We start from the raw sequence: 23,789 nt of genomic DNA on the forward strand, positions 1-23,789 counted from the left end.
TGAATTTTTATGAACCCATAACAAAAAACATGCGTTATTGTTATCTTAAGTCGTAAAAATAAACATCTTTTTGAATATTGGGTTGAATTTGTAGTTGAATTGAATCTGTTGATTGTTTTTTCTGTCGAATGACTTAATGCTAGAAGATTAATTCTAGAAATAAAAAAACCTAGACTTAGAGTCTAGGTTTTAAGTAAAATTATGATTTAAAACCTACTCTTCCTCATCAGAAACAGAAACCGCGCTTTTTGCAAAGTGAGCTTCGAGTTCTTTTAAGGTTGCTGGATTTGTTTCGAGGTCTTTAATAAGTTCGCCTTTTTCTAGAACAACGATACGCTCGCAAACGTCTGTAACGTGCATTAAATCGTGGCTCGATACCAAAACGGTGACGCCTTGTTTTTCAGCTAAATCCTTCAGAATTTGCTTTAAACGAATTTGCGTTGTTGGGTCAAGGTTGGCAAAAGGTTCATCCAAGATAATTACTTCAGGATTCCCGATTAATGCGGCAACAATTCCTGCTTTTTTCTGGTTACCTTTACTAAGGTCGCGCAGGTATTTTTTCTTCCCAATGATTTCGCCATTAAAAAAGTCTTCAAATTTAGCAGTCAATTTATCAACATCGGCCTTGTTTTGTCCTCTTAAATCGCCAATAAAATAGAAATATTCTTCTGGTGTTAAATAGCCAATTAAAAAAGTTTCGTCTATAAAAGCCGAGGTAAACGGTTTCCAATCTTCGCTTTGCGAAACAACAATATCTTTGTTTTTTATGGTTCCTGTGGTTGGATTAATTAAGTCTAGAAGTAAACTAAAATATGTTGTTTTTCCTGCACCGTTGTTACCTACCAAGCCAAAACTTTGACCTTTTGGAATGGTGAGTTCGTCGATTTTTAAAACTTGAACGCCGTTATATGATTTTGATAAGTCTTGAGTATGTATCATGGTTGAGTTGTATTAAGAGTCTTTGCCAAATGCGGCAATCATTTTGTATTTAGAATCGAGATATTTTTGGGTAATAGCTTTCATTAATTTTTTGTGCAGTAAAATGCCAAGTCCGCCAGCAGCAACGAGGACAGCGACTGCAACTTCAAAACCAATAAGCCAGTCTAACAATCCAAAAATTGCCATTGGCACCAACATTAGCGGAATACCAATTAGCCATTGAACGGCACCAGTGCCTTGATAGTTGAAGGCTGCTTTTTTGTCGAGATCAATCTTTTTACGGTTAAAACTTCCGCCCCACATTATCACATGCGTGTTTACACCAATATTGTAAACCGCAGCAGCAGCATGCGCGATTAGAATTTTATAGCCAAAATACACATACGGAATACCTAGCACAAACATAATAACCACACTCATCACCATAAGGATGAATTTAGAACGTAAATACTGTTCGTACTTTATATTCTGGCTCATCAACATTTTGTAATAACCACTATCCCAAGCTGGAATAAATTGACCAAAGTTAATGAGGAAAAATCCTGTAGAGAAAATTCCAATAAAAGCGAACATAAACGTCATGTCTTTGTAAACAGGCTGAGGATAAAAGAATAATCCGTAAAGCAAGCCAATGACCATTAAAAACGCCATAGATTTTGTGCGTTTGTTTCGCCAAATGAGTTTTAAATCGAGTTGCATAAATGGCGCAATATCACCGAAACGTTTTGTCCACGATAAATCTGAAGCATTGACTTCTTTTACTTTAGACTTAAGTGACGCATCCAAATATAATTTTTGCTTAAGTAGCTTAAAGTTTACGGTGTAGAGTAATCCCAAAACTGCTGCGGGAACGACAACAAATATTGGATTTCTGATTATCGCAGTAACACTGTTTCCGATTATTTCTGTAAAAGAAATGACACCAAAATAATCTAATCCATATAAACCGCCAGCAACTATTAAAAGTGGTAAAAGTGGAACGGTTAATTCGGCCGAATAAGCTTCGATAATAAAGTTTAAAAAGTTAGAAATAAACGTAATGAGAATTACCGTTAAAATCCAGAATAATATTGCAGTTGTATCTTCGTAACCATTTAGTGATAAGGTAATTGCAAATGGTATTATAAAAAATAGAGGTAAAAAATTAAAAAATGAAAATGCCGATTTTCCTAATACAAAATTAACGACTGTGCTTCGCTTAACAGGTAAAGTTAATAGGGGTTTTACGCTCATTACTGGTAATTTCTGCATAAAAAATCGCAGAAGTAAATCCCCCAAAAACCAATAAAAAATGTACTTATTTACAATTTCTAACTTGTCTTGGTCTGGATATAATTCTTCTAATCCAAAATAAAGTCCTATTCCACCAGCCACAAAAATGACCATAAAATACAAGGCAAAAAACACCAAAAGAATATTGAGTGCAATATTTTTTTGCCAATATGCCGAACGGAAATATTGTTTCCACTCTAAGTTTAAAAAATGTTTTATCATAGTTGGGTTAGTTATAAAACGTTAGTAGCAAGATACTACAATTTGTTACAAAGAAAATTCTGGATAGGTTTCGTTGAGAAGTTCTTCGGCTTTTTGAGGTATAATCTCTAAACTTATATACATCCAAAGAAAAAATAAAGTTGTAAATACAGAAAAACCGATAATAAAGTAAAAATTAGAAAACAATTTTCCTGAGATATTATACCAAGTTGGCAATTGAGATAATAAAAGTAATCTTGAAAACCCTGCTTGTTTAAATATCATTTCTTCTAGCATCCACTTTTTATCAGAAATTTCTTTTCGCCTTCTAAATTGTCTATTAAGCTGAATGCTTTTATAAAAAGACCAGACTGCAATTAACAAATAGAAACCCAACATAAAATAGCTCGCAATACTCGAGGAAAAAGAAAAATAAAATATTAAAAATAATAGTACTGTTGCCATTAGTTTTGGCAAAGTAAACCATTCTTTAAGCTCTGTCCATAGGTATTTTAGATACCTTCTGTTCATCGCTTTAGCCTTTTGTTCAATTGGCTCCATAAAACCAAATACCCCGAATTTTTTAAAGGCCTTTTCTCTAGCTTCTTCAAAAGAAAGTCTTGGGTTTTGCATCCACATGTCCTCAATATCGTTTGCCAAATGGTCTACAAGTTCTGTTTGTAAATCGTAATGCTCCACGAAATGCGCACGCGTAAAAGCGTATAAATCTTGTATTTGAGATTTACTTAAAGTCATGCAATCATTGATTTATATTCGTAATTATTTTCTGTCATAATTTGTTTGTACACATTATAGCCATGTCGTAAAAAAACAAAAAGTACGAGGTAAAAAATAATACCATAGATATAAGGCTTTGGTTGTTGGTCTTCAAATATTTCATTAAAACCAGCTAGCCAAAAATAGTTTAGCGACATAAATAAAGCGCTAATATTAAATGCCATTTGTGCGCGTAAGGAATGCTTGCTCGCTTTACGAAAAACACCTGGAAATATCTTTAAAAACTCTGGTAACAAGCTTAATATCATCGCCACAATAAAAGCTGTTTTTTGGTGGAATTGAAATATTGTAAAAATTGTTAGAACGACAGCAACAAGTTCAATAATACATCTTGAGGTTATTAGATAAGAAGGAAACGTGCGCCAATACAGTTTACGCTGTTTACTACCTAAAGCTTTTTGTTTTTGTCTTGTAAATTCTTTAAAACCTTTTGTGTTTCCATATAAGCCTTTAGTGAAAATTTTATCTTTTGGTCTCTCGAATCGGTTTGGTTGATTACCAAAACTGTAATGCACATCCAACAACGCCTCATTAAATGAAATACCTTCGTTTTCAATTTTATCTTCAACTGCTGAGACAATATGGTCGAGCAATTCTAAACGCACATCCCAAAACTTTACCTCGTTTTTTATAAGGTAATTATCGATGAATTTTATTTCTTCTTTGGTGAGTTTCATTCTTAAGCCAATTTAGGATTTACCAATGCTTGCATGGTTTTAATATACTCTGCTAATTCTTCCAATTTGTTTAAAGTTTCTTTGGTTCCGTTTTCGGTTAATTTGTAATACTTGCGTAAACGGTTATCTACTTTGGCAACCTCAACATCTAATAAACCTTCGGCCTCAAGTTTGTGCAATGCGGGATACAATGCGCCTTCGGTAATTTTAAGTTCGCCTTTGGTTAACGCTTTTACCTTTTGTGTAATTTCGTAACCGTACATTCTGTTGTTTTCGTTTAATAACTTCAGAATAATAGTCGTTAAACTGCCTTTGTATAATTTTGAATTACTCATACCGCAAATATACATAATTTTCTTATGTATAAGTTTCTTAGGCATTCGTTTTTTAAGAAAATTTTAAAATCTTCATCCTTTGAATAGCCTTAGTATAAGTGATGTATTATGTATCTTCGCCAAAAACATTTGCAATGGCACAATTTCATAAACTTTCTATAAAATCTATTAATCGCGTTACTGACAAATCTGTAGCTATAACTTTTGCCATTCCTGAGGATTTGAAAGGGATTTATAAATTTAAAGCTGGTCAGTACATCACTTTAAAAACAGAAATTAATGGCGAAGACGTTCGTAGAGATTACTCCATTTGTTCATCTGTAAACAGCGGTGATGTTACCGTTGCTGTAAAAGCCGTGGAAAACGGAACATTCTCCGTTTATGCTAATGAAAAACTAAATGTAGGTGACATTTTAGAAGTCGCAGAACCAAACGGCCGTTTTGTTTTCGAAGCTAACAACGCTAAAACAAGAACTATTGCTGCGTTTGCTGCTGGAAGCGGGATTACGCCTATTTTAAGTATAGCAAAAACACTTTTAGAAGACGAGCCTTTTAGTAACTTCATCTTAGTTTATGGGAATAAAAAATTAGCTGAAGCTATGTTTGCAGAAGACATATTAACGCTTAAAGCAAAATACGGTAATCGTTTTCATGCTCATTTTATTTATAGCCAAGCGCAAGAACAAGATGCCCTTTTTGGGCGTATTGAAAAAAGCACCGTAAACCTTATTGTAAAAAACAAATACAAAGGCGTTACTGTAGATAGTTTTTACCTTTGCGGACCAGAAGCCATGATACATACCGTAAAGGATGTTTTAATTGAAAACAATGTCAAAGAAAAGAACATCTTTTTTGAATTATTTACAGCGCCAACAGAAACCGAAGCTTTAAATTCTACCGAAATTGGTAACGGACAAACGCAACTTAAAGTCATTGTTGATGACGAAGAGTTTGAGTTTGAAATGAGCCAGGACACCAGTATTCTTGATGCAGCTTTAAAACAAGATGTCGATGCGCCATATTCTTGTCAAGGCGGAATTTGCAGCAGCTGTATTGCTCGCGTTACCGAAGGCGAAGCTACGATGCGTCAAAACAATATTTTAACCGATAACGAAGTTGCCGAAGGTTTGATTCTTACGTGCCAAGCGCATCCAACAACGGCTAAGATTGTTGTGGATTATGATGATGTGTAAATATAGATGTTAGATTTTAGACCGCTTCGCTGTTAGATAATAGATTTTATCTTCTCAACAACAGCTTCCACAGAAACACTACCAGCAGCATTTTCATAACCTTCGGGTTGTTTATTGCCGTAAATCGATGTCGGGATTTTTGGAAATTGATTTCTATCAGCAACCAAAGCATAATCATTTGGTTGATTAAAAGGTGCAAAGCCAGCAAAAGGATGCGTGACGCCCCAAACAGTTAATGTTTTCACACCAAGCATGGCAGCCATATGCGCATTTCCAGAATCCATGGCTAACATCACATCAAGATTAGAAATAAGGTCTAACTCTTCACTTAGGCTTAATTTTCCTGCAACGGATTTGGTGTTTGGTGTTTGTGCTTCAATCTGGTTCAGCTGAATAATTTCAGAATTTCCACCACCAAAAAGGATAATGTTATGCTTTTTTGAAAGTTGATTTATTACCAACTTCATCTGCTCAAGCGGATACAACTTACCTTCAAACGCTGCAAATGGTGCAATACCAATTGTTGGTATATCTTTATTTGAAATAAACAATTGTAATTTTTCATTCAGCTTTGCACGTTCAGGAAAATTGGGATTTGATAAATCAAGTGGAAAACCTAATGCTTCAAACACATCGGCATAACGTTGATGCGTGGTTTTTAGTTGCTGAAAGATTTCACCAGAAACTAGAGCCTTTTTCTCTTTTCGGCCTTTGTCTATTTGCTTAAAATTTCCGCCGATAAAAAATTTTAAAATCTTAGTTCGTAAGACATTGTGAATGTCTGCTACGGCATCAAACTTTAATATCTTTAACTCTTTCGATAATTTATAAAGCCCAAGAATGCCTTTATGTTTTCCCTTTAAATCGGCTTCAAAAACAGTAACATTCTTTAAACCTCTAAAAAATGGCTTAAAAAATTTTCTTGTAACAACGGTGACTTTTAAATTTGGATATTGCTGAGTTAATGCGCGTATGGCTGGCACAGACATAGCAACATCGCCCATGGCTGAGAAACGGAAAACAACGATATGCTTTGGAGTTTTTGCCACTACATTTTTATCTCATAAACAGAATGAGATGCTGAAACGAGTTCAGCATGACAAACATTTAAAAAATTTTACTTCTGCCCGCGCAAAACAGGATTGAGCTCGTCGTCGTTGTACATTTTCATTTGCTTGTACACTTTCATGTACTTATCGCCATTGGCAATGTCTGTCAATAAATCATCGAGAGCGCCACTTAAATCTACACGTTGTTCTAATAAAACATTGAGCTTTTTTTGGCAAGCAGCTTTATGGCTTTCGCTAGCATCATCACGTACAGTTTCTAAATGCATGTGATAAATTTTTAGGGCTAAAATTGAAAGGCGATCGATAACCCAAGCAGGACTTTCAGAATTTACTTTTGCATCTGCTTTTACGGCAACATCTTTGTATTTATCTAAGAAATAACTGTCGATAAATTCAACAGTATCCGTTCGGTCTTGGTTAGACGCATCAATTTTTCGTTTCAATTTTAAAGCAGCAACTGGATTAATATTTGGGTCTCGGATAATGTCCTCATAAGCCCATTGTACCGTATCAATCCAACATTTTCTGTATAATAAATGAGCGATTAAATCATCATTCTTATCATACTTATTTGTAAACGGTTGGTCAACGGTATTTAATACTTTATACGTTTTAATAACGTCTTGAAATATAGAATTTGCTTTTTCTGAAAACATTGTAAAAGATTTAGTTCTGCAAATATAGTTTGAATTATTTACTTTAGCCCTTGAACATATAATTGGTCTAATGCACATACATCATATCTCAAAAACAGCCTCAATTTTAAATACGTTTTTATCTGAAATAAGAGATGAAACCATCCAAAAAGACAGTATGCGTTTTAGACGAAATATTGAACGTATTGGCGAAATTTTGGGATATGAAATGAGTAAATCTTTTGAGTTTAAATCTGAAGACATTACAACACCTTTAGCTAATTTAAAAACTCAATTACCAAAAGAAGATGTCGTTTTGTGCTCCATTTTAAGAGCTGGCGTACCGTTACATAATGGACTTTTGAACTATTTTGATACTGCAGAAAATGCATTTATTTCCGCATACAGACATCATAAAAATAATCCTGAAAGTTTTGAAATTATAGTCGAATATCTGGCGTGCCCAAGTCTCGAAAATAAGACACTTGTTTTAGCCGACCCAATGCTGGCAACTGGCCAGTCAATGTTGGCTACTTTTGAAGCTTTAAAACCCTTTGGAAAGCCTAAAAACATTCATTTGGTAAGTGTTATTGGCGCACAGCAAGGTGTTGATTTTGTTTCTCAACATTTTGAAACCGATACCCATCTTTGGATAGCCGATATTGATAATACACTTAATAACAAAGGATACATAATTCCTGGCTTGGGCGATGCTGGAGATTTAGCCTTTGGTGAAAAACTACAACACTAGGTTTAAAATTGGAAGCGCAATTAATAAACCTACAAACGCTTCTCTAAACCAGATTTCTTTTATAGTTTCTATATAATTAGCAACAATTATAGAAAATGGCATAATAAAAAAAATTGCTTCATTTCCTGTTTTATTTGTAGCAAATAGAGCAATTACAAGAGCAATGAAAGCAGAGAGAATTAGTAAACCGATAATAGGTTGTAACTTTTTATTTTTCTCGCCACTAACTTTGATGTAATACACCAAACTCCAAATAAAAATTGCAATAACAATAGTAAATCTTACAATTTTGCTTGGTGAATTATAGTTAGAAAAATCGAAGCTAAAGCCAAAATCAAAATTACTTGTAGGTAAAAATTGGTCTTTAAAAATAATATTATAGAGTACTAATAAAACAAACACAGTTACTATAGCTAAAATAGATATAGCGATATATTTACCCTCATTTTGCCAGTAATGCCCCAAAGCAATAACAACAACTATCAAATATAAGATAGACCAAGTATGAAAAAGAGAAGCAAGTGCAATCCAAAACACAGCGTCAAAAAACTTTTTATTCACACTACGCTTTGTGTGTAAACTAAATAACCGCCTTAACGCAAAGAGAATTAGAAGGTTTGCAATAAGAAAATTAATGTTATTGAAAATTTCGGGAAAAGCTAAAACGGATAACCCAAACAAAAAAATACCATAACTGTTGCGTTTGGTTAATTCGTTTTTTGATATTATAAAGTCTGTCATAAACACACTAAAGAGCACTAAAACTAGAGCAATCCCATTTGTGATATATGAAAAATCAGGTGTGTAATAATCTGAATATACCTTAAATACAAACGCCACAACTATTAAAATGGAAACTATAATGTAGTTTATAGGTTTTGATTTACTAAAAATGCTTGTAATCATTGACAGATTTATTACTTTTGTAACGTAAATTTATTAAAGTTATGAAAGATTTTTTTTACGCTATCCAAGATTTGTTTGTTAATGTACTTTTTGCGCCGTTAGATGCTTTAAGAGAATTAGAGTTAGAAAATTGGTTTGCAGCCAACATCATGTCATGGATTTTTATGGCTATTGGCTTTGTTGCATTTACTTATTGGATGCTTCAGCTTAAAAAATACAATGATAATAACGAGGAAGACAAAACCGTTTCGGCTCACTCTTATTTATAAGTCGAACCCAATATCTTTTCTATAATACATCTTATCAAAATATAGTTTTTCTATATTTTGATAAGATTTTTTTATGGCTTCATCATATGTATTTCCAAAAGATGTCACTGCCATAACACGACCACCAGAGGTAATCACTTTACTTTCTTTTTCTTGCGCACCAGCATGAAATAGAATCGAATCTTCTACGGCTTCAATACCTGAAATTTCTTTTCCTTTTTCGTAAGCTTCAGGATATCCACCAGAAACCAACATTATTGTTGTGGCAGCTCTCTCATCAAATTCTAAACTAATTTTATTTAAAGTTTGATTGCCCATTGCAGTGAAAATTTCAACTAAATCGGTTTTTAAACGTGGTAAAACAACTTCTGTTTCTGGGTCTCCCATACGAACATTGTACTCAATAACTTTAGGGTCATCTCCTACTTTGATTAATCCAATAAATACGAAACCTACATAAGGCAAATTATCTTTTTGTAAACCTTCAATCGTAGGTTTTACAATTCTGGTTTCAATTTTATTTAAGAAATCCTCTGTTGCAAAAGGCACAGGAGATACGGCACCCATTCCACCAGTATTTAAACCTGTATCGCCTTCTCCAATACGCTTATAATCTTTTGCTGTTGGTAAAATTTTGTAATTTTTTCCGTCGGTAAGCACAAAACAACTGAGTTCTATACCGTCTAAAAATTCTTCGATAACTACTTTGGTGCTAGCGTTTCCAAATTTAGAATCTACCAGCATATTTTTTAACTCGTTTTTAGCTTCGTCTAGATTATTTAAGATTAAAACACCTTTACCAGCAGCCAATCCGTCAGCTTTTAAAACATAAGGTGCTTGTAAAGACTCTAAAAATGCATAACCTTCTTCTAAGTTTGCGGCAGTAAAACTTTCATAAGCTGCAGTCGGAATGTTATGACGCATCATAAATTTTTTAGCAAATTCTTTACTGCCTTCAAGCTCTGCTGCGGCTTTTTGTGGACCAATAACGTTGACGTGTTTTAGCTCAGAATCTTTCAGAAAAAAATCGTGAATACCTTGCACCAATGGGTCTTCGGGACCAACAATTACTAGCTCAATTTTGTTTTTTAATACTTCAGTTTTTATAGACTCAAAATCTGTAACGCCAATTGGTAAATTGGTGGCAATTTTTGAGGTTCCAGAATTCCCTGGCGCTACAAAAAGCGATTTACAAAGTGGACTTTGAGAAATTTTCCAAGCAAATGTGTGTTCTCTTCCGCCTGAGCCGAGTACTAAAATATTCATGAGTTGTGTGTTGTTTGCGCAAAAATAATTGCTTTTACGGTTAAAAAACAATTATTTTACAGAAACCTTATTTACCTTTCTTTACTTGAAATTATTCGACCTTACTCTTAAACTTAAAGGCTTTGACATTGCTAAAGCCCAAAAACATTTGTCGGAAATTAAAAAAATGGAAGGTGCTGCGTTTGAAGCCATGATAGCGCAAAAGAAAAGGGCAATTTTAGACTTTCATCTTACCAAAAATCAATTTTATAAATCAATAGGCAAACAAATTGATATCAATGATTGGAATTCGGTACCAATTCTCACGAAAAAGGATTTACAAAAACCCTTGGAACATATGCTATCCAATGGTTTTACCAAAAAAAACACGCACATCGGAAAAACCTCTGGTTCATCTGGTGACCCATTTTATTTTGCTAAAGACAAGTTTTGTCATGCCTTAACTTGGGCACAAATTATCGACCGTTTTTCGTGGTATAATATTGATTTCAACACCTCTAAACAAGCTCGATTTTATGGTATCCCTTTAGATAAAAAAGGCTATTATATCGAAAGATTGAAAGATGTTTTAGCAAATCGGTTTCGGTTTTCGGTATTTGATTTAAGTGATACTGCTTTTGCAAAAACAGTTAAGAAATTTAGAAGCAACAAGTTCGATTATATCAATGGCTACACGAGTTCTATTGTACAATTTGCCAAATATTTAAAGCGAGAAAACATTGTTTTAAAAACTGTTTGCCCAACTTTAAAAGCCTGTATTGTAACTTCTGAAATGTTGTTTGATGATGATAAAAAACTGATGGAAACTCAATTAGGAGTGCCAATTGTAAAAGAATACGGCGCATCTGAATTAGATTTAATTGCCTTTGAAAATAAACAAAACGATTGGCAAATTAATAGCGAAACCTTGTTTGTTGAGATTGTAGATGACAACGGAAACAAGTTGCCTTATGGCGAAGAAGGACGTATTGTAATTACATCGTTTTACAATAAAGCTATGCCCTTTATTCGTTATGATATTGGTGACATCGGTGTTCTATCTAAAAAGAGTACAATTAAAAAACCTGTTTTAGAAAAATTAGTTGGCCGCACTAACGATATTGCCATTTTACCAAGCGGAAAAAAAGCCGCTGGACTTACATTTTACTATGTTACCAAAAGCATTATGGAAGATGGAAGCGCTGTAAAAGAATTTGTGATTGAGCAATTAGAACGTCATCTTTTTAAAATAAATTATGTGGCAGAAGTTCCATTAAAAGAACAACAAAAAGAAGCGATTGTAGCAGAAACCATAACCTATCTTGAGGATGGTTTAACCATAGAATTCGAGCGTTTTGAAACTTTAAATCGTCAGAAAAGTGGAAAACTTAAACAATTTACATCTTATGTCAACTCTTAAATTATGAAAGATGTACTTATAATTTCCAACTACTTTCAACCAGAAATGGGTGCGGCATCAAATCGTATTTTTCAAATGGCAAAAGGACTTTCGAAAGATGCTAATGTGAGTGTTGTTTGCCCGTTACCCAATTACCCGACAGGAAAAATTTTTGATGGGTATAAATCTATGCGCCAAGAATCAATTGAAAATATTCAGGTTAATCGCCTTTGGATTTATCCGTCGAATTCTAAAAACAAGTTGGTTCGATTATTTTCCATGTTGTCGTTTAGTTTTAGTTTGATGTGGTTTATCTTTATGAATAAGGTACCGAAAACAGTGATTGTAAATTCGCCTCCATTGTTTGTGGCTTTTACATCGCTATTATTTTTAAGTCGAAAAAAACACCGATTAATTCTTAATGTTAGTGACTTGTGGCCAAAATCTGCTTTAGAACTTAATGCCGTAAAAAAAGGGTTTGGCTATAATTTATTACTAAAAATTGAAAAGTATAATTACAAAAAAGCGGATTTAATTTTAGGTCAGAGTGAAGAAATTTTAGCTCATATAAAAACGGTTGTTCCCAAAAAGGAAACGCTTTTGTTCAGAAATTATCCAGATTTTAAAGCTCCAAAAATTGAAATTGAAAGCTACAGAAATTCGCAAAAAATAAAAATTGTTTATGCAGGTTTGCTTGGTGTTGCACAAAATATTGTTGGTTTAGCACAACGCTTAGATTATAAAAATATTGAATTACATGTTTACGGATCTGGTGCTGAAGAAGAAAACTTGAAGAGTTTTATTCAGCATAATCCTGATTTACCTATTCTGTTTCACGGAAGTTTAGAACGAACTGAACTGCATAAAGAATTGGTAAAATATGATGCGACAATAATTCCACTGAAAAATAAAATTTACGGTGCTGTACCTTCAAAAATATTTGAATATTCTAGATTAGGTTTGCCTATCATCTATTTTGGTGGTGGAGAAGGCGAAGCTTTGGTTACAAAATATAATTTGGGATGGATTGCCGAAGCTGGAAATTATGATTCGCTAAACAACGTTATTTCAGAAATTAATATTAAAGATTTGAATAGTAACTTAAGGGAAAAAATCCAAGAAACAGCACTTTATAATTTTGATGCTAAACATCAAACTAATTGTTTGATTTCTTTAATCTAATAGGCTTTTTCATCACCTTTAAATATAGATACTATAGTACGGCCAATAATGTCTAAATCTAACAAAATAGACCAATTTTCAATATAAAAAATATCAAATTTTACTCGGTTTACGATATCTTCATCTGACTTTATTTCTCCTCTAAATCCTTTTATTTGTGCTAAACCTGTAATTCCTGGTTTAACATTATGCCTAAAAATAAAGTTATATGGGTCTATTTTTTTGGAGTAAGCTTGCGTATATGCCAACATGTGAGGTCTTGGCCCTACAACAGACATTTCACCTTTAAAAACGTTGATAAATTGTGGTAGTTCATCTAAACTTGTTTTTCGTAAAAAATTACCAATTTTAGTAACTCTTTCGTCTTTCTGTTTTACGTAAGTTTCGGACTTAGAGGAATTGATTTTTAGTGATCGGTATTTGTAGCAATTAAATTCTTTGTAATTAATACCATTACGCTTGTGTTTAAAAAATAATGGGCCTTTGGATTCTAGCTTAATTAAGATAAACAAAATGACACTTAACCAAGACAAAACAAATACTATGACTAGTGTTGAGAATATAACATCAAACGCACGCTTTAAAACTCTATTAAAGGGTTTATTTAGCGAAACTTGTTGTATTGATAAAACAGGCTGATAATTATAAAAATCGGCTCTTAAGCGCTTATTTAAGAAATTTGTAGTGTCGGGAATAAATTTGATATTAAACCGATTTAACTCCGCATGTTTTACAAACGTATTTAATTCTAACTCGGACAACTCGTCCATAGCGCAATAAACCTCATCTAAACCCTCATTATCTTTAGTGTATTTTAATGCATCATCAATGCTTCCAGCAAGATTTGAAATGTCTTGGTTACTGTAAACACCCAACAGGTTATAGCCATATTTTTCCTTTTCTTTAAAAAAATTTTTGAGTTCTAAGGCATTGTCATTACTCCCAACAATGATAATACGCCTATGATTTCCGTTTAGAAATTTACGATAAGCTCTTAGGCTATAAAACATTAAAAATTTAAAGAAGCCAACGGCAGACATCGTAAATACTAAGTATTTAATTATTGTCATTTTGTCGATTTCTATACTACGATAAAAGCCAATAAAGGCAAAAACTATTATAAAAAAAAGAAAACTTTGTCTTACAAATAGCCCAAATATATTTAGAGCTGTCGTGTATCTATATACATGGTAAAACTTAATAGAATACGCAGATATAATCCAAGATAAACTGGCATATATTGCAAATACTGTGGCTTTACTTTTTAAAAACCCGATAGACCAATAAGGAAGACCAAAGGTTTTAAAATCTATAAAATAAGAAGCAAAAAAAATAACGATACAAATATCAAAAACAATAAGAGCAGGCCTAATAAACCAAGAAAATCTGCCTCTTATGTATTCCATGATTTACTTTATGTATTTGATTTGCTTTATCTACCTACAGAAATGTATTTAAAGTTTTCTTTTTCCATCTCAGCAATATCGTACAAATTTCTTCCATCAAAAATTACGGAACTTGACATTAGTGATTTTAGTTTTTTAAAATCTGGATTTCTAAAAATACTCCATTCTGTACATATAATTAATGCGTCTGCATCCTTAACAGCTTCATACATACTATTTGCAAAGGAAATTTTGTCACCTAATTTACGCTTTACATTAGGCATCGCTTCTGGGTCAAAAGCACTTATTAAACAGTTTTGCTTTAAAAGTGCATTAATAATTTCTAATGATGGTGCTTCTCGTATATCGTCAGTTTCTGGCTTAAAAGCTAAGCCCCAAATTGCAATATTTTTGTTTTCAAGTTTATTATCAAAATGAGCTTCAACTTTAGGTATTAAGGATAACTTTTGTTTTTGATTAACCTCAATTACAGCATCCAAAATCTTAAAGTCATAATTTGAATCTCTGCCTGATTTGTGCAATGCTTTTACATCTTTTGGAAAACAAGAACCGCCATATCCAATACCAGGAAAAAGGAAACGCTTACCGATTCTAGAATCTGTACCCATTCCAATTCTAACTTTATCTACATCTGCACCAACGAGCTCGCAAAAATTAGCAATCTCATTCATAAACGTAATCTTAGTTGCTAAAAAAGCATTTGCAGCATATTTTGTGAGCTCTGCAGATTTTTTATCCATTACTATTATAGGATTTCCTGAACGAACATAGGGCTTGTAAAGTTTTTTAATCTGCTCTATTGCCCGTTCACTGTCTGAGCCAATAACTATACGCTCTGGTTTAAGAAAATCATCAACAGCAAAACCTTCTCTTAAAAACTCTGGATTAGATACAACATCAAAATCTACATCTGTATGTTTTGCTATAGCTTTTGCAACTTTTTCGGAAGTTCCGACAGGAACAGTACTTTTATCAATAATAATTTTATAATTAGTAATGCGTTTACCTATTTCATCTGCGACACCTAAAATATATTTTAAATCAGCAGAACCGTCTTCATCTTCTGGAGTAGGCAAAGCAAGAAAAATAATATCTCCATGATTTAGTCCATCTTGCAGTTTTGTTGAAAACTTTAAACGGTCCGCCTTTATATTGCGTTCAAAAATCACATCCAAATGTGGCTCATATATAGGAACTTGTCCTTTTTTCATGAGCTCTATTTTATTTTCGTCAATATCAATGCAGAGTACATTATTTCCTGTTTCTGCGAGACATGTTCCGGTAACAAGACCTACATATCCTGTTCCTACTACTGTTATATTCATAAATTAACTTGCTTTATCAGTTGAATTATCAAATTTTTGATAGTCTGAATTCATACTTACAAATTCTGGAACTATTTCTTTCATTTTTTTGACAATATCATTTTTATTTTGTGTAAGTGCTAATTGCAAAAGTTCTAAAACATCTCTATTGATTGTTTTATAGTCATAAGTTTGCATTTTTGCAATCATAATTTTTTCGTTGTATGTAGGCAATGTAGAGGATTTTTCGTTTAATAATTCTTCATATAACTTTTCGCCAGGCCTTAATCCTATTACTTTTATATCTATATCTTTATAAGGTGTGTAGCCCGCTAATCTTATAATCTTTTTAGCTAAATCTATAATTTTAACAGCTTCTCCCATATCAAAAATAAAAACCTCACCTCCGTTACCCATTGCACCTGCTTCTATAACGAGCTGGCATGCTTCAGATATAGTCATGAAATATCTTATAATATCTGGGTGAGTTATGGTTAATGGGCCACCTTCTTCAATTTGCTTTTTAAACAATGGTACTACAGAACCATTACTTCCTAAAACATTTCCAAATCTTGTGGTTACAAAACCAGTACTCTTTTTTAAATTTCTGTTTGACTGCTCCTGGAGTGCTTGTACGTATATCTCTGCTATTCTTTTAGAAGCACCCATAACATTACTAGGATTTACGGCCTTGTCTGTAGATACCATGACGAATTTTTCTGCACCAAAATCTTGAGATAAATCGGCAACATTTTTTGTGCCTAAAACATTTGCAAAAATAGCCTCCGAAGGATGTGCCTCCATTAAAGGAACATGTTTATATGCCGCGGCATGATAAACAATGTCTGGCTTATATTCTAAAAAAATATTTTTAATTTTATTTAAATCTCTAACGTCGCAAACGACAGCTTTGTAGTTAACATTTGGGAAGTTGCTTTTAATTTCTAAATGGATATTGTGTAAGGGTGTTTCTGCTTGATCTACAATAATTAAACCTTTGGGTTTGTATCCAGCAATTTGTCTCACAATTTCGCTACCTATAGATCCTGCTCCTCCTGTAACGAGAATGCATTTATTGAATATTTCTTTAGCTACTAGTTTGTTATCTAATTTAATTGGTGCACGTTCTAAAATATCTTCAATTTGAATTTTTTCAATCTGACTCGTTATATTTTTATTCTCTTCAATATCTGATATCAAAGGAGCTCTAAATACTTTTAAATTATAATCAAGACATTTGTCTATTAACGATATACTTTCTGTTTTAGTAATTGTTTTATCGGCAAGTATTAAGGCTTGGGCTTTGTGTATCTTTAATGTTACTGCAATATTTCTAGTCACACTGTGTATTGGTAACCCAAGAATTTGCTTACTATTATTTTTAAAAGATTTATCTATAAACCCGAGAACATTAAATCGATGTGGTTTTTCGGACTTTAATGCGCTTGCGATTGAAATGGCATTTTCATCTGTTCCATATACCAAAACGTTTATTTGATTTTCTTTTTGACTTACATTTAGATAAACTTCAAAAACTTGTTTAACCACAACTCTAAATAAGAATAATCCGCAAAACGATATTACTGCATAAATGAGTAAAAAAGGAATAAAAATTATTTCCTCAGATTTATAAAGATAATAAACATAATATGCTACTAATATTACAATTACGGTAGATAGCGTAGCTACTAAAAAACGAACTGCATCTAAAAATGTAGAATGTCTTATTAAACCAGCATAAGTTCTATAGAGTATGAAGAATATTGTATTTACTGAAACTAATAATATTTCTGTAGATGATAAGCTAAGTTGAAAAACCTGATTGCTTATGTTACTAATAGTAATCTTTGTAGCTAAAAGCGAAATGAAAATGATAATAATATCAAAACCTAAGATGGCCCATCTTGGGAGATAACCGATATTTTTGAAATTAAGTCTTTTTTTACTGGACTCAAGAACCAAAATTAATGCTTGACTAAATTTTTTGTACATCGAGACGTAAATTTCTGAACTGCAAATATCTTAATAATAATGAGAATATCGAAATATTAAAATTTTATGTTAGTTAAAGCATGCTATAACACTATTAATCCTTTCTCTATCCTTATCAGTTAAATTTGATCCACTTGGTAGGCAAAGACCTTTATTAAATAATGATTCACTCTCGTGATTTCCATAATAGGGTGTGTTTTTAAAAACAGGCTGCAAATGCATAGGTTTCCATAGAGGTCGTGTTTCAATATTGGCATCATTCATTGCTTTTTGAAACTCTTCTTTTGTAAATTTTGCTACTTCTGAAATTGTAATGCAGCTAAGCCAATGGTTTGATATGATTTTGTCTGTATATTCTTGAAATACCGAAACACCTTTATGATTTTTAAAACTCTCTTTGTAAAAAGTGTTCATCTTTTGACGAAGTGCAACATGTTTATCCAAAATTTCCATTTGACCTCTTCCTATACCTGCGCTTATGTTGCTCATTCTGTAATTATAGCCTATAACAGAATGTTGATAGTGTGGTGCGCTATCTCTAGCTTGTGTAGCATAAAAGATAGTATTTTTCTTATCATCTAATGAATTACAAACCAAAGCACCACCACCAGATGTAGTTATTATTTTATTTCCATTAAAAGAAAGTATAGAAAAATCCCCAAAAGTTCCACATTTTCTTGAGTTATAAGTTGAACCCAAAGCTTCAGCCGCATCCTCAATAACAGGAATATTGTAATTCTTTGCAACAGATAATAGCTCATTGATTTTTGCTGGCATTCCGTAAAGATGTACTATAATAATTGCTTTTGGTTTTATCCCTTTAGAGATTCTGTCTTTTATAGCTTCCTCTAGATGATTAGGACACATATTCCAAGTATCCATTTCAGAATCTATAAAAATAGGGGTAGCACCTTGGTAAATTATTGGATTTGCTGAGCCACAAAAAGTAAAGGTTTGACATAAGACTTCATCTCCCCTTTTTACATCTAGTTGTACTAATGCCAAATGTATGGCTGCGGTGCCAGATGACAGACATGCTACGTTTTTATTTCCCCCTAAGTAATTTTCTAAATCTAATTCAAAGCCAGATACGTTTGGCCCTAAAGGTGCAATCCAATTAGTCTCGAAAGCTTCATTAATATAATTTTGTTCTGTGCCACCCATATGGGGTGATGAAAGCCATATTTTTGATTTCATAATTATCTTAGAAGTTTTAAAATTGTTTTTATTAATATCTTACTATCAATAAGCATATTGTTGTTATAATAATAATCAAGATTAATCTTGATTTTATCTTTAAAAATAACCTCATCATAGTACGTTTGCTTATCTTCAATTTTAGAAAGTAATTCTTCTTCATTGAAATATTTTAGACTTGCTGGGCCTGTAATACCTGGCTTTAAAAGCAAAATCTTTTTTTCTTCGCCTCGCAGCAAATCTGCATATTTCTTAATGTCTGGTCTTGGGCCAACAAAACTCATTTCGCCAGCTAAAACATTAAAGATTTGTGGCATTTCGTCTATTTTATATTTTCTGAGAACTCTGCTCACATTATTTATCTTTTGTGTCTTTAGATTATATGTTCTTAACTTGTAAATATTAAAGGGTTTTTGGTCTTTACCAATCCTTTTTTGTACAAAAAAACCATAACCTCCATTGACTAAGCTGGAGATAAACGCAAAAAGTATAATAAATGGAAAAACTAGTGGGGAAATTAAGATAGCTAAAAAATAATCAAAAAAACTTTTCATTTTTAAGATCTATACAAAGGAAAATATTTGTTTTCTTTATCTGCCCCTTTTTCATCAACTAATTTATCATAAACTTCTTTATTTGCAATGTATTGCCAAACTTTAAACATATGTGTGTTTTTAGAAAAGCCAGATTTAAACTTAAATAATGAATCTTCGTCACTGCCACCAACTCCACCACCAAGGTGAAGATGTTTTAAGTCTAAATCGTTAGCTAATAGTCTTGCTTCATCGAGTATAAGCTTCATTGGGGTTTCTCTCGCATAATCTTGTCTTGTACCCGCGAGATGATACTGCATAATATTATTAGTTATAGTAAATATTGCACCCGCAGTAATGATGTTATCCTTTTTGGCTAATAGTAATTTAGAATTAAAACAATTATTATTTAAAAATTTATAAAAATACTCATTATCAAAAAAATAATTGTCAGCTGCATTTACCTTATTCATAGTTTCTAAATAAATACTAATAAATGTATTAATTTCTTCTTCTGTTTTAGCTTCAACGACAGTATAACCGTTTTTCCTTAGTTTGTTAATTTCATATTTATTAGACTTTCTATATTCTCTTCTTTGCTCTTCTGCTGAAATGCTTAAATCTATGGATATTGTTTTATTTATGTCTAAAATCTTTCCAAAATCAGTGAGTAATTTATGATTATTAATTATAGGGTGTAATCTTGAAAAACACGCTACTATATTGTCCTCTAAAAAGAACTTTTTCACATTATTTTTGAAATATTTTTCTAAGTCTGAATTTCTATTTTCTACACTAACGTTGGTAATTGGACCCAAATAACCATAAGCAGATGTACAATCATAAAAATGAGAATTTGGAATTTGCCTTTTTATTAAAGGAAAGGCAATAAAACTATTGCCATTTATTGCTACCAACAAAATTGGCTCACCATCTTTTTCTAATTCATGGTAGCAAATAGTGTGATAAAAATCAAAGCCAGTACTTTTTTTAATAATTTCTGACCATTGCTCGTCGTTTTCCTTTATAACTTTAAAAATCTTCATTTAATTATTAAAAAAGAGATTAATTTTTTGACAAATTTGAGTTATCTGATTTTTATTATATCTAAAATCTGAATGTATAAAAAGGATTGTATTTTCTAATGCAACGTCTATTTCTTCATACTGATGAGGCCAAAGAATAGCAGGGAAAATTAAGTTTTTTATTAAATAATCTTTGAGGTTATTCCTTTGTTTTTGTGTTTTTGCTTTTAGTACGAGACCAAAACCAAGGTTTGCATAAGTATTTAAGATGGTAAAATTCTCATCAACCACTAATTGGTCTAAAATCAACTTTAAATTATCTTTTTTTACTTTTAAAATTTTAGAAATATTTAATCCATTTATTATGGCGTTTGATAGCTCTGGGTTAATTGCATTTGCTAAGCTTGACTCAAAATCCACTTCGGCGTCTAAAAACAAGGTTCTAAAAAAAGGTTTGTCTGAAAATTTATTTTCTAAATACATTGTTTTTAGATGCATTGCTGTAAGTTTTCTTTGTGCAATATCGTTAGCTACAGTATTCAAAGACCCTTTTGGTAACTCTTTATTTTTATTTGAAAATATTAAACCGCCTGTTGGTATGGGTAATTCTTTTCTTAACGATGCAAAGCCGTAATCTGATGTGCTATTTTTAATTCCTGAAAGATTGTGAGTTAAGTCTTCGATGACTAACGTGTTTTCTTGATTAATATGAATATTGCGTGAAATACCAAATCCAAAATAATCTACTTTTACAATAACAGAAGGCCCAGTATCAAAAACCTCAACTTTAATATCGTTTAGAGGATTGTAAGTATAGTTTATAATCTCAATAGAAAGACTTTTGATGTAATCTGTAACTTCATGACAATAAAAACTTGGTAAATAAACTTTAATCCATCCATGTTTTTTTATTCCAAATTCTATCAGTGCATATAAGGCAGCTCTACCAGATAAAAAAAAATGAGAAGCCTCAGAATTAAAAAAGGACGAATTACTATCTAACCATTTTTGATCTGTACAGAGATTAAAATCGGACCCAAATTCTCTTACTCTTTTTCCCAATATTTATTTTGCTTAATAAGGTCAAAATAATTGTCTCGAGTAATACCAACAACAACTTGGTCCCACCACTTATTCTTTCTGAAATAGTGATTTTTTTTAATGCCTTCCACTTCCCAGCCACATTTTTTGGTATAAACTCCGATTGATGCTTCATTATATGAAATCATACTTCCATTCATTCTCATGAGACCCAATTCTTCAAAAGCATATCTATTTATAGCCATTATAGTATCTACGCCATAACCTTTACCTCTCATGTTTTTATCTCCTAAAAGCATACCATGAAAAGCGTTTCGGTCTTTCCAATTAATGTCTACTAGGTTTGCCATTCCAATAAGGCCCAAATCATCTGTATGTATTGCAAATTTTTGATTGTTAGAACTTAAATTCAAAGAATTGTACCATTTTTCTTGATCCTGCATACTAGATGGAAAATGCCAACCTCCAAGCATATAGTTTATTTCTGGTAAGTTAGACCATTTGTGCAGTAATTCAATATCTTCTTTTTCTACCGCTCTTAGAACTACTTTATTTCCTTTAATATTCATTTTTGGTGTTTTTAAAATGATTTGAGGATAAATTTTTACTGAGACCTAAATCATCAACCTCATCTACCGTTTGACCATTAACAATTGTACTTTTCTTAAACAAAAGACTTTCAAACGTCATCCATAAAATTTTTAAATCTAAAAAAAATGTTAGGTTCTCAACATAAAAAACATCATTAATAAATCTTTCACTAAATTTCATTAAATTTCTACCTTTAACTTGAGCTAAGCCAGTGATACCAGGCTTTACTAAATGACGTTTTTGTTGTGTTTTTGTATAATGAGGTAGATACTCTGGTAAAAGAGGTCTAGGGCCAATCAAACTCATATCTCCCTTTATAACATTAATTAACTGTGGCATCTCGTCCAAGGATGTTTTTCTTACAAATTTACCCAATTTTGTTAATCTTAAATAATCGGGAAGTGGAATTCCGTTCTCATCAGTTTTATCAGTCATTGTTTTAAACTTTATAAGCTTAAAAATTTTTTCGTTTTTTCCTGGTCTATTCTGATAAAAAAAAGGTTTCCCCTTGTTGTTTATTGCTAATAAAAAAGTTACAACTATAAATAATGGAGACAATACAACTAATGCAATAAATGAAGCTAAAAAATCAAGTATTCTTTTAAAAAAGGATTTATACATTTTGTAGTTTATCGTTTATTAATTTAAATGACTTAGAAACATGATATTCATTAATTAAAAGTTTTGATGCCGCAGTTTTCATCGCTTTTAAATCAACAGTTTCATCTGTAAACTTTAATATAGTATCTTGCATTTTATCTAAGTCTCCTGCTTCGACCCAAAAACCACAATTGTTAGATTCTACCACATACCCAATATCAGTATTTACATCTGTTGCTGCGATTATTGGTAAACCCATTTCAAGATAAGATAATAATCTAGAAGGGAAATTTGGAATTGTAAAATCTTTATGTAAAAATATTAAACCAACATCACATGATTTGATAAGCCTATCATAATCTAATTTTTCTAAATAGGATAAAAGTTTTGCGTTTTTAGGATTGTTTTTTAAAAACCAATTAGAAATTTTTGAGAACTCCGTTCCAGATCCTACAATTAAAAAGAAGGCATTTTCATTATTAACTGTTTCTAATGTTTTTATCAAGAAATCTATACCTTGAGGTTTTCCTAAATTACCTCCATATATAAATACTTTTTTATCTAAAGGGATATTGTATTTTTCTCTTATTTTTTTGTTTGGTATTTCTAATTTAGTGTTATTAAAAGATACAGGCATTATGCTATTAGGGTTTACCTCAACTTTTTCTGAAGCAAGATATGAGTTGTTTTTTAAAATATAAGCTTTGTTTGCCGGAGACATACAGCCTATCGTATCAGAAAGATTATAAAGATTTTTTTCTTTTTTTTGAAAAATTCTGTGAAGAAGTCCTCCTTTTTTTATGAGTTTTAAATCTACAGCGTTCTGGGGAAAAATATCTTTAAGTAGTAAGTAGCAATATGCATTATCTCGCTGCTTTAAATACTTTATTACTTTAGAAAAGGTGATTGGCGGCGTTGAATATAAGACCAAATCGAATTTTTGATTTTTAAAATATGTTTTTAGCGCCTTAAGATATTGATATTCTATTGCTAATGTTCCTATTCCTTTTTCTAAGACACTAGTTTTCTGTATATTAAAGGTTTTTACATTTAAAATTTTTACACTATCCTCAACATTCAAGCTTGTTGGCTTATTTAATCTTCTTTCGACAGGTGTCATTACACTGACGTTGTAACCGTTTTTTACAAATTCACGTAACAAGTCTGTATAAATACCTCGCTCATTGATATTTTTAATAGTTGCTAATGTTAGAAAAAGTACATTCAT

At 32.0% G+C, this 23,789-nt stretch carries 24 protein-coding genes; 5 read left to right on the top strand and 19 right to left on the bottom strand.

The features are described from left to right. Positions 1-213: 213 nt before the first annotated feature. From ACFQ1Q_RS04715 to ACFQ1Q_RS04735, 5 genes are read right to left on the bottom strand one after another with little or no spacing between them, the layout of a single operon-like run. The gene (locus ACFQ1Q_RS04715; RefSeq protein ID WP_386128498.1) at positions 214-939 is read right to left on the bottom strand and encodes an ABC transporter ATP-binding protein; all 726 of its coding nucleotides are present in this window, start codon (positions 937-939) and stop codon (positions 214-216) included. Positions 940-951: 12 nt separating this feature from the next. Next, positions 952-2,433 (bottom strand): DUF5687 family protein, encoded by a 1,482-nt coding sequence (locus tag ACFQ1Q_RS04720; protein WP_386128500.1) that lies wholly within the window; start codon positions 2,431-2,433, stop codon positions 952-954. A 45-nt stretch (positions 2,434-2,478) separates the two neighbouring features. Further along, a complete protein-coding gene (locus tag ACFQ1Q_RS04725; RefSeq protein WP_386128502.1) occupies positions 2,479-3,168 on the bottom strand; it encodes a hypothetical protein in 690 nt (229 codons plus the stop codon). Beyond that, positions 3,165-3,887 carry a hypothetical protein gene (locus ACFQ1Q_RS04730; RefSeq protein ID WP_386128504.1) on the bottom strand — a complete coding sequence of 241 codons (723 nt, stop codon included), beginning with the start codon at positions 3,885-3,887 and terminating at the stop codon, positions 3,165-3,167. The genes ACFQ1Q_RS04725 and ACFQ1Q_RS04730 overlap by 4 nt, the downstream gene beginning before the upstream one ends. A 2-nt stretch (positions 3,888-3,889) precedes the next feature. Beyond that, on the bottom strand, positions 3,890-4,222 hold the full coding sequence (locus ACFQ1Q_RS04735) for a PadR family transcriptional regulator (RefSeq protein ID WP_386130158.1): 333 nt from the start codon (positions 4,220-4,222) through the stop codon (positions 3,890-3,892). Positions 4,223-4,356: 134 nt separating this feature from the next. Here ACFQ1Q_RS04735 and ACFQ1Q_RS04740 point away from each other — a divergent pair, with 134 nt between their 5' ends. Beyond that, positions 4,357-5,415, top strand: a complete 1,059-nt coding sequence (locus tag ACFQ1Q_RS04740; RefSeq protein ID WP_386128506.1) for a 2Fe-2S iron-sulfur cluster-binding protein — start codon at positions 4,357-4,359, stop codon at positions 5,413-5,415. A 32-nt stretch (positions 5,416-5,447) separates the two neighbouring features. On the opposite strand, the gene ACFQ1Q_RS04745 is transcribed toward ACFQ1Q_RS04740, so the two are convergent. Beyond that, positions 5,448-6,419: a glycosyltransferase family 9 protein gene (locus tag ACFQ1Q_RS04745; protein ID WP_386130161.1), complete on the bottom strand. Its 972-nt coding sequence runs from the start codon at positions 6,417-6,419 to the stop codon at positions 5,448-5,450. A gap of 113 nt (positions 6,420-6,532) precedes the next feature. After that, complete coding sequence (locus ACFQ1Q_RS04750; protein WP_386128508.1) at positions 6,533-7,141, bottom strand: DUF4254 domain-containing protein; 609 nt, start codon at positions 7,139-7,141, stop codon at positions 6,533-6,535. Between the two features lie 70 nt (positions 7,142-7,211). Between ACFQ1Q_RS04750 and upp the strand changes: the two genes are divergently transcribed. Beyond that, on the top strand, positions 7,212-7,871 hold the full coding sequence (upp, locus tag ACFQ1Q_RS04755) for a uracil phosphoribosyltransferase (RefSeq protein ID WP_386128510.1): 660 nt from the start codon (positions 7,212-7,214) through the stop codon (positions 7,869-7,871). Here the strand turns inward: upp and ACFQ1Q_RS04760 are convergent. Then, complete coding sequence (locus ACFQ1Q_RS04760) at positions 7,860-8,777, bottom strand: DUF6427 family protein (RefSeq protein ID WP_386128512.1); 918 nt, start codon at positions 8,775-8,777, stop codon at positions 7,860-7,862. The two genes, upp and ACFQ1Q_RS04760, sit on opposite strands and share 12 nt — an antisense overlap. 41 nt (positions 8,778-8,818) lie before the next feature. Here ACFQ1Q_RS04760 and ACFQ1Q_RS04765 point away from each other — a divergent pair, with 41 nt between their 5' ends. Beyond that, the gene (locus ACFQ1Q_RS04765; RefSeq protein WP_386128514.1) at positions 8,819-9,046 is read left to right on the top strand and encodes a DUF6341 family protein; all 228 of its coding nucleotides are present in this window, start codon (positions 8,819-8,821) and stop codon (positions 9,044-9,046) included. On the opposite strand, the gene purD is transcribed toward ACFQ1Q_RS04765, so the two are convergent. Continuing rightward, complete coding sequence (gene purD, locus ACFQ1Q_RS04770) at positions 9,041-10,312, bottom strand: phosphoribosylamine--glycine ligase (RefSeq protein WP_386128515.1); 1,272 nt, start codon at positions 10,310-10,312, stop codon at positions 9,041-9,043. The two genes, ACFQ1Q_RS04765 and purD, sit on opposite strands and share 6 nt — an antisense overlap. A gap of 85 nt (positions 10,313-10,397) precedes the next feature. On the opposite strand from purD, the gene ACFQ1Q_RS04775 reads away from it, so the two are divergent. After that, complete coding sequence (locus tag ACFQ1Q_RS04775) at positions 10,398-11,711, top strand: phenylacetate--CoA ligase family protein (protein WP_386128517.1); 1,314 nt, start codon at positions 10,398-10,400, stop codon at positions 11,709-11,711. A gap of 3 nt (positions 11,712-11,714) precedes the next feature. After that, positions 11,715-12,872, top strand: a complete 1,158-nt coding sequence (locus ACFQ1Q_RS04780; RefSeq protein WP_386128519.1) for a glycosyltransferase family 4 protein — start codon at positions 11,715-11,717, stop codon at positions 12,870-12,872. On the opposite strand, the gene ACFQ1Q_RS04785 is transcribed toward ACFQ1Q_RS04780, so the two are convergent. From ACFQ1Q_RS04785 to ACFQ1Q_RS04830, 10 genes are all read right to left on the bottom strand, one after another. Beyond that, entirely contained in the window at positions 12,869-14,278 is a 1,410-nt protein-coding gene (locus ACFQ1Q_RS04785; RefSeq protein WP_386128521.1) for an exopolysaccharide biosynthesis polyprenyl glycosylphosphotransferase, read from the bottom strand. The genes ACFQ1Q_RS04780 and ACFQ1Q_RS04785 overlap by 4 nt on opposite strands. Positions 14,279-14,304: 26 nt before the next feature. Next, the gene (locus ACFQ1Q_RS04790) at positions 14,305-15,603 is read right to left on the bottom strand and encodes a UDP-glucose dehydrogenase family protein (RefSeq protein ID WP_386128523.1); all 1,299 of its coding nucleotides are present in this window, start codon (positions 15,601-15,603) and stop codon (positions 14,305-14,307) included. A gap of 3 nt (positions 15,604-15,606) precedes the next feature. Further along, positions 15,607-17,574 (bottom strand): polysaccharide biosynthesis protein, encoded by a 1,968-nt coding sequence (locus ACFQ1Q_RS04795; RefSeq protein ID WP_386128525.1) that lies wholly within the window; start codon positions 17,572-17,574, stop codon positions 15,607-15,609. A gap of 69 nt (positions 17,575-17,643) precedes the next feature. Further along, positions 17,644-18,771 (bottom strand): DegT/DnrJ/EryC1/StrS family aminotransferase, encoded by a 1,128-nt coding sequence (locus ACFQ1Q_RS04800; RefSeq protein WP_386128527.1) that lies wholly within the window; start codon positions 18,769-18,771, stop codon positions 17,644-17,646. A gap of 2 nt (positions 18,772-18,773) precedes the next feature. Next, a complete protein-coding gene (locus tag ACFQ1Q_RS04805; RefSeq protein WP_386128529.1) occupies positions 18,774-19,325 on the bottom strand; it encodes a sugar transferase in 552 nt (183 codons plus the stop codon). A gap of 2 nt (positions 19,326-19,327) precedes the next feature. Further along, a complete protein-coding gene (locus ACFQ1Q_RS04810) occupies positions 19,328-20,350 on the bottom strand; it encodes a GNAT family N-acetyltransferase (RefSeq protein ID WP_386128531.1) in 1,023 nt (340 codons plus the stop codon). Beyond that, entirely contained in the window at positions 20,351-21,391 is a 1,041-nt protein-coding gene (locus ACFQ1Q_RS04815; RefSeq protein ID WP_386128533.1) for a hypothetical protein, read from the bottom strand. Continuing rightward, positions 21,376-21,939 carry a GNAT family N-acetyltransferase gene (locus ACFQ1Q_RS04820; RefSeq protein ID WP_386128535.1) on the bottom strand — a complete coding sequence of 188 codons (564 nt, stop codon included), beginning with the start codon at positions 21,937-21,939 and terminating at the stop codon, positions 21,376-21,378. Before ACFQ1Q_RS04820 ends, ACFQ1Q_RS04815 begins: the two co-directional genes overlap by 16 nt. Continuing rightward, positions 21,929-22,582: a sugar transferase gene (locus tag ACFQ1Q_RS04825; RefSeq protein ID WP_386128537.1), complete on the bottom strand. Its 654-nt coding sequence runs from the start codon at positions 22,580-22,582 to the stop codon at positions 21,929-21,931. Before ACFQ1Q_RS04825 ends, ACFQ1Q_RS04820 begins: the two co-directional genes overlap by 11 nt. Beyond that, positions 22,575-23,789 carry a glycosyltransferase family 4 protein gene (locus ACFQ1Q_RS04830; protein ID WP_386128539.1) on the bottom strand — a complete coding sequence of 405 codons (1,215 nt, stop codon included), beginning with the start codon at positions 23,787-23,789 and terminating at the stop codon, positions 22,575-22,577. The genes ACFQ1Q_RS04825 and ACFQ1Q_RS04830 overlap by 8 nt, the downstream gene beginning before the upstream one ends.

It is taken from the genome of Winogradskyella litorisediminis (genome assembly GCF_042675765.1).
GTDB classification, from domain to species: Bacteria; Bacteroidota; Bacteroidia; order Flavobacteriales; family Flavobacteriaceae; genus Winogradskyella; species Winogradskyella litorisediminis.

What these genes read in the sequence shown, in the direction of transcription:
- ACFQ1Q_RS04715 (WP_386128498.1), bottom strand. Translation starts at nt 939, where the DNA reads ATGATACATACTCAAGACTTATCAAAATCATATAACGGCGTTCAAGTT.
- ACFQ1Q_RS04720 (WP_386128500.1), bottom strand. Translation starts at nt 2,433, where the DNA reads ATGATAAAACATTTTTTAAACTTAGAGTGGAAACAATATTTCCGTTCG.
- ACFQ1Q_RS04725 (WP_386128502.1), bottom strand. Translation starts at nt 3,168, where the DNA reads ATGACTTTAAGTAAATCTCAAATACAAGATTTATACGCTTTTACGCGT.
- ACFQ1Q_RS04730 (WP_386128504.1), bottom strand. Translation starts at nt 3,887, where the DNA reads ATGAAACTCACCAAAGAAGAAATAAAATTCATCGATAATTACCTTATA.
- ACFQ1Q_RS04735 (WP_386130158.1), bottom strand. Translation starts at nt 4,222, where the DNA reads ATGAGTAATTCAAAATTATACAAAGGCAGTTTAACGACTATTATTCTG.
- ACFQ1Q_RS04740 (WP_386128506.1), top strand. Translation starts at nt 4,357, where the DNA reads ATGGCACAATTTCATAAACTTTCTATAAAATCTATTAATCGCGTTACT.
- ACFQ1Q_RS04745 (WP_386130161.1), bottom strand. Translation starts at nt 6,419, where the DNA reads ATGGGCGATGTTGCTATGTCTGTGCCAGCCATACGCGCATTAACTCAG.
- ACFQ1Q_RS04750 (WP_386128508.1), bottom strand. Translation starts at nt 7,141, where the DNA reads ATGTTTTCAGAAAAAGCAAATTCTATATTTCAAGACGTTATTAAAACG.
- upp (WP_386128510.1), top strand. Translation starts at nt 7,212, where the DNA reads ATGCACATACATCATATCTCAAAAACAGCCTCAATTTTAAATACGTTT.
- ACFQ1Q_RS04760 (WP_386128512.1), bottom strand. Translation starts at nt 8,777, where the DNA reads ATGATTACAAGCATTTTTAGTAAATCAAAACCTATAAACTACATTATA.
- ACFQ1Q_RS04765 (WP_386128514.1), top strand. Translation starts at nt 8,819, where the DNA reads ATGAAAGATTTTTTTTACGCTATCCAAGATTTGTTTGTTAATGTACTT.
- purD (WP_386128515.1), bottom strand. Translation starts at nt 10,312, where the DNA reads ATGAATATTTTAGTACTCGGCTCAGGCGGAAGAGAACACACATTTGCT.
- ACFQ1Q_RS04780 (WP_386128519.1), top strand. Translation starts at nt 11,715, where the DNA reads ATGAAAGATGTACTTATAATTTCCAACTACTTTCAACCAGAAATGGGT.
- ACFQ1Q_RS04785 (WP_386128521.1), bottom strand. Translation starts at nt 14,278, where the DNA reads ATGGAATACATAAGAGGCAGATTTTCTTGGTTTATTAGGCCTGCTCTT.
- ACFQ1Q_RS04790 (WP_386128523.1), bottom strand. Translation starts at nt 15,603, where the DNA reads ATGAATATAACAGTAGTAGGAACAGGATATGTAGGTCTTGTTACCGGA.
- ACFQ1Q_RS04795 (WP_386128525.1), bottom strand. Translation starts at nt 17,574, where the DNA reads ATGTACAAAAAATTTAGTCAAGCATTAATTTTGGTTCTTGAGTCCAGT.
- ACFQ1Q_RS04800 (WP_386128527.1), bottom strand. Translation starts at nt 18,771, where the DNA reads ATGAAATCAAAAATATGGCTTTCATCACCCCATATGGGTGGCACAGAA.
- ACFQ1Q_RS04805 (WP_386128529.1), bottom strand. Translation starts at nt 19,325, where the DNA reads ATGAAAAGTTTTTTTGATTATTTTTTAGCTATCTTAATTTCCCCACTA.
- ACFQ1Q_RS04810 (WP_386128531.1), bottom strand. Translation starts at nt 20,350, where the DNA reads ATGAAGATTTTTAAAGTTATAAAGGAAAACGACGAGCAATGGTCAGAA.
- ACFQ1Q_RS04820 (WP_386128535.1), bottom strand. Translation starts at nt 21,939, where the DNA reads ATGAATATTAAAGGAAATAAAGTAGTTCTAAGAGCGGTAGAAAAAGAA.
- ACFQ1Q_RS04825 (WP_386128537.1), bottom strand. Translation starts at nt 22,582, where the DNA reads ATGTATAAATCCTTTTTTAAAAGAATACTTGATTTTTTAGCTTCATTT.
- ACFQ1Q_RS04830 (WP_386128539.1), bottom strand. Translation starts at nt 23,789, where the DNA reads ATGAATGTACTTTTTCTAACATTAGCAACTATTAAAAATATCAATGAG.